This is a genomic window from Mycobacterium sp. E3247, assembly GCF_001667785.1.
Classification (GTDB): Bacteria; Actinomycetota; Actinomycetes; order Mycobacteriales; family Mycobacteriaceae; genus Mycobacterium.
This window is the reverse complement of record NZ_LZJG01000257.1, coordinates 1-5,672: the sequence shown is the minus strand read 5'-3', so window position 1 is coordinate 5,672 and position 5,672 is coordinate 1. Positions and strand designations below refer to the sequence as shown.

The 5,672-nt window shown below is 64.9% G+C and carries 6 protein-coding genes and 1 pseudogene; 6 read left to right on the top strand and 1 reads right to left on the bottom strand.

The genetic code is table 11. The features are described from left to right. The 5 genes and pseudogenes from A9X04_RS14290 to A9X04_RS14270 form a co-directional block, all read left to right on the top strand. A partial coding sequence (locus A9X04_RS14290; RefSeq protein ID WP_156764353.1) for a phosphotransferase occupies positions 1-402 on the top strand: 402 nt, incomplete at its 5' end. A gap of 10 nt (positions 403-412) precedes the next feature. Then, a complete protein-coding gene (locus A9X04_RS14285; protein ID WP_067921371.1) occupies positions 413-1,033 on the top strand; it encodes a TetR family transcriptional regulator in 621 nt (206 codons plus the stop codon). After that, positions 1,030-1,779, top strand: coding sequence for an SDR family NAD(P)-dependent oxidoreductase (locus tag A9X04_RS14280; RefSeq protein ID WP_067921369.1), 750 nt, complete (start codon positions 1,030-1,032; stop codon positions 1,777-1,779). The genes A9X04_RS14285 and A9X04_RS14280 overlap by 4 nt, the downstream gene beginning before the upstream one ends. A gap of 14 nt (positions 1,780-1,793) precedes the next feature. Further along, positions 1,794-2,608: pseudogene (locus A9X04_RS32315) on the top strand (SDR family NAD(P)-dependent oxidoreductase). Between the two features lie 47 nt (positions 2,609-2,655). Further along, positions 2,656-3,375 (top strand): class I adenylate-forming enzyme family protein, encoded by a 720-nt coding sequence (locus A9X04_RS14270; RefSeq protein ID WP_067921367.1) that lies wholly within the window; start codon positions 2,656-2,658, stop codon positions 3,373-3,375. 543 nt (positions 3,376-3,918) lie between these two features. Here A9X04_RS14270 and A9X04_RS29735 read toward each other — a convergent pair. Next, positions 3,919-4,584, bottom strand: a complete 666-nt coding sequence (locus A9X04_RS29735; RefSeq protein ID WP_197509169.1) for a TetR/AcrR family transcriptional regulator — start codon at positions 4,582-4,584, stop codon at positions 3,919-3,921. Positions 4,585-4,900: 316 nt separating this feature from the next. Between A9X04_RS29735 and A9X04_RS14260 the strand changes: the two genes are divergently transcribed. After that, the coding region (locus A9X04_RS14260) for an ABC transporter permease (RefSeq protein ID WP_197509168.1) at positions 4,901-5,672 on the top strand (772 nt) is incomplete at its 3' end.

Genomic DNA, 5,672 nt, shown 5'->3' with positions numbered 1-5,672 from the left:
CCATTCAATGTGATGGTTGCCCCGCAGCCGCCGGCCCGCTTGGCCGCAATCGTCGACTGGGACACCGGCACCATCGGCGATCCGCTGCTCGATATTGGGCACCTGCTCGCGCGGTGGACCGAGCCCGGTGAAGATCCGATCATCACCGAACAGGCGGGCGGCTCGGCCGGCTACCCGAGTCGTCAGCAGCTGGCGGACCGATACGCCAACCTCAGCGGACGGGACCTCACCGCGCTGCCCTACTACCAGGCTCTGGCGTTGTTCAAGCTGGCCGTGATCCTGGAGGGGTCGCACGCTCGGCAGGTCAAGGCGGGCATCGACCCGGACCGAACCGACATGGGACCTCGGGTGATTCGCCTGCTCGCCGGGGCCGCGGAGTTCGCCCGCGGGCAGCGCAAGTGAGGTCGCGCGCATGACCGAACCACTCACCGAGCGACGCCGACGACTCGTGCGCGACGACATCGGCCGGGCTGCCGTGCATCTGTTTGCCGACCAGGGCTACGACAACGTCACCGTCGCCGACATCGCCGCAGCGGCGGGTATATCCGAGCGCACCTTCTTCCGGTACTTCGCGACGAAGGACGATGTGCTGTTGGCTTACGAACGCCACCTGTGGGACCGTCTGGTCGCCGCGGTGGCCGCCCGCCCGGCCGAAGAAGGCTCCGTCACCGCCTTGCGTGAGGCATTCCTGTCGACCTCTCGCGTCGAACCGGCCGACCGGTCGCGGGCCGCGCAGCTGGGCAGCATCCTCGCGCGGGCGCCCGAACTCAACGCCCGCAGCCGAGGCCATCGGCTGCTCAACGATTCCGATCTGGTCGAGCAGGTCGTGGCCCGCTTCCCGGCGAGCACCGCCACGACCCGTGGCCAGGACCGGGTGATCGTGACCGCGATGAATGCGGTTGCGGCAGCGGAATTCGGCGCTTGGTCGCAGTCCGGCGGCCGCGGTGATCCAGCGGCTCGCATCGGCGCGGCGCTGGCCGTGCTGGAAGAGGGACTCGCTCGATTCGACCGGCCCGAGGAGCGCATGTCGTGACCGACGGCTTCGACCTGTCCGGACGTACCGCGTTGATCACCGGCGCCACCCGGGGCATCGGGCGCGCGATCGCCGCACGACTGGCCGCTGCCGGCGCCGACATCATCGTGACGAGCCGAAAAGCCGACGCCTGCGAACAAACCGCCGCAGAGATCGCCGCCAGCGGGCGGCGCGCGTATGCGTTGCCCGCCAACGTGAACCGCTGGTCGGAATGCGACGGCCTGGTCGCTCAGGCCTATGGGGCAGCCGGCCGGATCGATATCCTGGTCAACAACGCGGGCTCCTCGTTGCGCTACGACAGTGTGGATTCGATCGGCGAGGAACTGTTCGACAAGACAATCGCACTCAATCTCAAGGGTCCCTTCCGACTCAGCGCGCTGATTGGTAGCCGGATGGCCGCCGACGGTGGCGGCAACATCGTCAACATCTCGACCATCTCCGCCCAAATCGGCGCCGGCCACGCCATCGTCTATGCGGCGGCCAAAGCCGGCCTGAACAACCTCACCAAGTCGTTCGCGAAGACCTTCGCCCCGAAGGTGCGGGTGAATGCGGTAATGCCGGGCGCCGTGGAGACCGACGTGATGAAGGCCTGGCCACAATCCGAGCGTGATCTGGCCAGTGCTACGGCACTGCTGGGAAGAATCGGAACTCCTGACGAAATATCCAGCGCCGTACTGTATCTGGCCTCTGATGCGGCGAGCTTCACCACCGGACAGGTCTTGGCCGTCGACGGCGGACACGTTTGAGAGCGAGAGCCGATATGGAGTTGAACAGACGTTGTGCAGTCGTGACCGGCGGCGCGCACGGAATCGGCCGGGCGCTGGCCGAGGAACTCACCGATCGGGGTGCCCGCGTCGTGGTGGCCGACCTCAATGTCGAACGCGCGCAACGGGTCGCTGCGCGGATCGGTGGTCTCGCCGTCGTTTGCGACGTCGCTTCACCAGATGACATCACAGCACTGGTTGCCCAGGCCGAGGACGCTTTCGGACGGGTGTCGGTGTTCTGTTCCAACACCGGGTACTCCGACACCGGCGACGGTCTGACCCAGACGTCGGAGCAATTGCGGCATATCGTCGATGTCAACCTGCTCAGCCACGTATGGGCTGCCCAGCGGTGCTGCCGGGCATGCTCGAACGCGGGGAGGGGTGGCTGGTCCAGACGATTTCGTCGGCGGCGCTGATCACCGGCCCGTCGTTCATGGGCTACACGCTGAGCAAGCACGGGGCTCTTGGATTCGCCGAGTGGGTGGCCCTGAACTACGCGCACCGCGGCATCCAGGTCACCTGCCTGTGCCCGAACGCGGTGAACACCGGGATGCTGGGACGCAACGAGGACGATGAAAGCCTCACGCCCACTGCCGATATCGCCGCTCTCGGTGACGTCGTCGAACCCGAGGAGTGTGCTCGCCAGGCACTCGACGCCGCCGCGGCCGGCAAGTTTTTGGCGTTACCACATCCCAGAGTGGGGGAGTCCTTCCTGCGCAAGGCGACCGATTATGACGCCTGGCTGGCCCGCACCAACCGGCGGCTGCAGAAGATGCAGATTGCGCGACGTCAGCCCGGCCGTGCGGTGTAGGTCCGTCGTCCACAGCCGTTGACTGGTCAAGATCCCACTTCGCCTCTGTGGGCACCGCGCTCGGTGGTGCCACCAATGTCGATCCGGAGCTCATCGCAGAGGTCGAGGGCCGGCTGTGCATCAGGTTCGCTATCGCGTACGGCCGGAGCGAAGCGCATTGTATGGCGATGACGTTCCGGACGGATTCGACCGAAGTGCCCACGAGGTCGCTCGGTCACCTGTTGCCCGGACGTGACTATTGTCTGGCGGATTCCGAAGGCCTGGTGCTGCCGGTCGGTCAGGCGGGCGAGCTTTGCGTTCGGGGTCCGCTGACATGTCGGGATACCTGCCGCCGGGTGGGATCCTGGACCCTGACACCAGCGGTGCCGGATGGCCGGCGCACCGGCGACATCTACGTCTCGGACGACTCCGGAATCCTTCGCATCCGTGGCAGGTCGCGCGAGGTAGTCATCCACGGTGGTGCCAACATCTACCCCGCGGAGGTGGAACAACAGCTGTCCCCACACCCCGCGGTGCGAGGAGTCGCGGTCTTCGGTGTGCCCGATCGCCGGCTCGGGCAGCAGGTCGTCGCCGCGGTCCTGCCGGCCGTTGGGGCCGACAGTCAAGCCTGCCGCCCTCGCAGTTTCGCGGAGGACACACTCAGTCCAAGCAAGCGCCCGGCGAAATGGCTTGTCCTCGAGGAATTTCCGCGAACAGCATCCGGCGAAGTGCGCAAGCACCTGCTGGCCGCAGAAGCGGCCAGAGTGGATGGCGACGGCCAGTGGTGACAACGGTGCGATCCTGACTGGGGTGCCGGGCTATACGGCGCGGCGGTGGTGACGCCGTGGAGGCCGCGCCAGCCCCGGTCTAGCCATCGAGCGGTGATCGCGCCGTTGGTTGTTGGCGTCCGTCATCGCTGCGACGATGGCCGCCGCAACCTGCAATCAACAATCCCCTGGTGAGGCCCGGCAGGAGTCTAGATCGCGGTGGCTCAGCAGGCCCCGGATCGGATTCGTGCCACGCGCACGCCCGGGCTTCACGGTTACCAGTCTGCCGTGGCTGTCGCCAGTCGGGTGAATACAGTTAGATGAATTGCCTATTAGGTTGGGTCGCCAGCACGCTCCATGTTTGTCCGATGTGGCGGAGTTCGGTGGGGCGCGCCGCGTAGCCCAATTCGATCCCTTTGCTCGATTTCCACTCCGGAGCTGTCTGCTCAGAGTCTGCGAACGCTTCAATCCACGCATAAGTGATCCAGTTTGATGTGCCCGAAAACCGCTGGTATACGCGAGCGCCGCATTGTGATGAGCCTTGCCCGGAAGGGTCCGAATTAGTTAAATAGTTCTGTTAAATCGGGGGCCTTCGGCGGATTGTGCACCGGTCGCGTCGACGCCGGGAGGGACTACTACGGGCAGCACCGCGTCAATGCCCTTGGCGACTAGGACTGGTAGCGGGTGGCCGTCGGTCGTGGCCCAGCGGCGGTATGCGGTGGTGACGGCGCCCAGTACCGCACTGGCCCGCACTTCCCAGATCAACGAATCGCCGGCCTCGGCGTTTGGCAGCTGTGCAGGGTCACTGGCGGCGCGGAGCGCGCCGGCCACCGTGGTCTGTGCACTGTTAGCCGCCGCCAGGAAATGCCGCCACGCCTTTTCGTCGGCTGCGGCCAATCGCATCATTTCGCGGCTTTCTGCGGTGAGCGCGTTATCGGTGCGCTCTACTGATTCGATAATCGCATCGCGCAACGGCAGCCGGTGTACGTTTTCGAACAATTCATTTATAAATTTTGCTGCCGATTCCTCCGTCACCGCTGCAAACAAATCGCTCTTACTTCCGAAATATCGATAAAGAGTTCTCGGGGAGACCTTGGCAATAGCAGCAACGGTTGACATTGTCGTCGCCGTGTAGCCGCGGACGCGGAAGGCGTGCACAGCCGCGGCGACGATCTCGTGCCGTGTCGCTTCGACGCGCTCCTGCCTCGGTACCGCCTTGTAACTGGGCAAAGAGGTCACGCTGCGACGACGAGGCACCTGTCGCAGTGTGCCATAGGCACGGACTGCCACACCAGAGGTCGCAGTCGGGATGGGCAAGCTCCACCCCGCTAGACGGCCGCATAGCAAAGCCGCAGGAAGGGTTGGATTACGAAGCTCGTAAATTACAAATTAGTGCTAGCGCCTGTTGCTCCCACTTAGTTTTATAGTGTACGGTTCACGGCAGCTTGTGTGGTGGCTCACAGTATTGTCTGGTCAAAGCGATATCGGGGGACTGAGGAGTGTTGTCGTCAATGCAGCGTGTGACGCAGCTTGCCGGAGTCATCCGATGACCGCGTTAGGTGCGCTCCCGTCAGGCCTTAATGCGCTCGCCAAGCCGGTGCGCGCGGTGGGCGAGTTCTTCGCGATGTCACTGGATACCTCCGTGGCGCTTGTCCGGCGTCCGTTCGCCATGCGTGAGTTCCTGGTGCAGACGTGGTTCGTAGCCCGGGTATCGCTGCTCCCCACGGTTTTGCTCTCCATCCCGTTCACCACCTTGGTGGTCTTCGTACTCAATGTGCTGCTGGTCGAGATCGGCGCCGCCGACTATTCGGGCAGCGGCGCGGCGCTGGGCACGGTCAACCAGATCGGGCCCATCGTCACCGTGCTGGTGGTAGCCGGCGCCGGCGCGACGGCGATGTGCGCAGACCTTGGGGCCCGCACCATCCGCGAGGAGCTCGACGCGATGCGAGTCATGGGAATCGATCCGATCCAGGCGCTCATCGTGCCCCGGGTGTTGGCCGGCACGCTGGTGGCGCTGATGCTGTCGGCTTTGGTCACCATGGTCGGCCTCGCCGGTTCGTTCGTATTCTCGGTCTACATCCAGCACGTCACACCCGGAGCCTGGGTGGCCGGGTTGACATTGATCGTCGGATTGGCAGACGTGATCATCGCGATGGTCAAGGCCGCCCTGTTCGGTCTGTCCGCGAGCCTCATCGCCTGCTACAAAGGCATTTCCGTCGGGGGCGGGCCGAACGTTGACGAACGCGGAGACGAATCCCACCAGCGCATCGACACCGAAGTTGGCCAACGCGTTGTAGCCCTGAACCGCGACCAGGGCA